We start from the raw sequence: 2122 nt of genomic DNA on the forward strand, positions 1-2122 counted from the left end.
GAGCGCCGCCCACTCGGTGGCGGCGAGGCTCTCGGGCGAGCCGTCGAAGCCGACGACAACGGGTCCGGTCACGGCGTACTCCTCGGTTCCGCGGCGCGTCGACGGCCGTCCCCGGCCGCCGGGGCCGCCTCGGGTTGCCGACCCAGTATCCGCGCTGGCCGCGACCGGCGCCTGTCGGGGGCAGGTCGGCGGCGCACGCTCGCACCCGCGCCGGCGGGCGTGACCTCGCGCCCCCGGTGACCGTCCGCGCCACGCCCGTCACTCGCGGGGCCGCCGCCCGTACGCATCGGCCCCAGGTCCCGCCCAGGTCCCGGTGCGGCTACGCTCCGTGGCGCTCCCATGCCGCCACCGTCGCCGCCGCCCAGGCCCGCACCCGTTCCGGGAAACCCTCGGCCGGGAACGTCCCGTCGACCACGACCTCCGCGATCGTGACGCCGTACCCGCCCCGCGGCACCTCCCGCGGGGCTTCCCGCACCACCTCGGGTGCCTCGCCCCTCACCCGGTGCGAATTGGCCCTCCGAGCCCGCCCCACCAGCCGGTCCACCTCCGCCGGCCCCCCGCCGAGGTACGCCCGCAGGAACTCCCGCGCCCGCGCCCCGCCGTCGCCGGGCAGCCGGCTCGGATGCTGCAGCAGGAAGCACGACACCGACACCCCGTGCAACGGCCCCCACGGCTCCTCCCGCCCGTGGTCCAACGCCAGCAGCGCCTGGAAGAGCCCCTCGCACCCCGGCGCACCGCACTCCCCGCAGGGGCCGGTGCCGGTCACTCCCGCACCTGCTTGCTCAGGTACATCGCGGACACGCCGTAGCCGCTGCGGCGGTACAGGGCGATGGCGGCCTCATTGCCGCCGAAGACGTTCAGGGCCAGCTCCGTCATGCCCTCACGGGCGACGAGTCGCTCGGCGGCGGTGAGGATGGCGGAGCCGTAGCCCTGCCGGCGGAACGGGGGGAGGACGCGGATGTGGTACAGCCAGGCGGAGGTGGAGGTGCCGGCCTCCGTGCGGGGGTCGGGGCCGATCCAGGCGGTGCCGACGGCCTCGCCCGAGTCGTTCTCGGCCACCACGAGGTGGTGGCGGGCGGTGGCGAGGCCGTCGGGGAGGAACTTGGCGGTGCCCCGGCGAGCGCGGTCCCGAGCCAGCTCCTCGGGCATGAGTTCGGCCAGTTCGCGCGTCGTCTCGGCTTCGCGGATCTCGGTCGCCACCCGGTACTCCGAGGGCGTCATCTGTCGCAGGGCCACCTTCTGAACGTCCATGCCCCATCTTCGACCGGCCGCGGGCGGCGGCGGAACCGGATTTCGCGCCAGGACGGCCGGAGTAGGGCGGCGGCGTGGTACCGCGGTACTACGGGCGGCCCGATGATCAGCCCGCGGTGCCACGGATCCGGCGCCGACCGCACCTAGCGTGGAAGCGTGGCGGCCGGGACGGCCCGGCCCCTGAGCGTAAGGGCGAGCGATGATCGAGGCGCACCAGCTGACGAAGCGGTACGGGGAGAAGACCGCCGTGGACGGGCTGGACTTCACGGTTCGGCCGGGGACGGTGACCGGGTTCCTGGGGCCCAACGGCGCCGGGAAGTCCACCACCATGCGGATGATCGTCGGCCTCGACGCGCCCACCAGCGGGTCGGTGCGGGTCAACGGCCGCCGCTACGCCGAGCACGCCGCGCCGCTGCAGGAGGTGGGCGCGCTGCTGGAGGCCAAGTCGATCCACCCCGGCCGCTCGGCGTTCAACCACCTGATGGCCCAGGCCCACACCCACGGCATCCCGCGCCGCCGGGTCGAGGAGGTCATCGAGCTGACCGGCCTGCAGTCGGTGGCGCGCAAGCGGGCCGGCGCCTTCTCGCTCGGCATGGGCCAGCGCCTCGGCATCGCGGCCGCCCTGCTGGGCGACCCGGCCACGGTGATGCTGGACGAGCCGGTCAACGGCCTCGACCCCGAGGGCGTCCTGTGGATCCGCAACCTGCTCACCTCCCTCGCCGCCGAGGGCCGGACCGTCTTCGTCTCCTCGCACCTGATGAGCGAGATGGCGCTCACCGCGGAGCACCTGGTGGTCATCGGGCAGGGCCGGCTGCTCGCCGACACGTCCATGGCGGACTTAATCCGGGAGAACTCGCGGTCGTTCGTGCGG

3 protein-coding genes are annotated in these 2122 nt (G+C 74.8%); 1 reads left to right on the forward strand and 2 read right to left on the reverse strand.

The genetic code is table 11. From position 1 onward, the window contains the following. Nucleotides 1–319 precede the first annotated feature (319 nt). The gene (locus tag ACFQ87_RS45675) at nt 320–766 is read right to left on the reverse strand and encodes a DUF5946 family protein (RefSeq protein WP_380616960.1); all 447 of its coding nucleotides are present in this window, start codon (nt 764–766) and stop codon (nt 320–322) included. After that, nucleotides 763–1251 (reverse strand): GNAT family N-acetyltransferase, encoded by a 489-nt coding sequence (locus ACFQ87_RS45680; protein WP_380616961.1) that lies wholly within the window; start codon nt 1249–1251, stop codon nt 763–765. Before ACFQ87_RS45680 ends, ACFQ87_RS45675 begins: the two co-directional genes overlap by 4 nt. 199 nt (nt 1252–1450) lie before the next feature. Between ACFQ87_RS45680 and ACFQ87_RS45685 the strand changes: the two genes are divergently transcribed. Beyond that, nucleotides 1451–2122 (forward strand): ABC transporter ATP-binding protein (locus ACFQ87_RS45685; RefSeq protein WP_380616962.1); only part of this gene is annotated, 672 nt, incomplete at its 3' end.

It is taken from the genome of Kitasatospora sp. NPDC056531, assembly GCF_042794375.1.
Taxonomy (GTDB): Bacteria; Actinomycetota; Actinomycetes; order Streptomycetales; family Streptomycetaceae; genus Kitasatospora.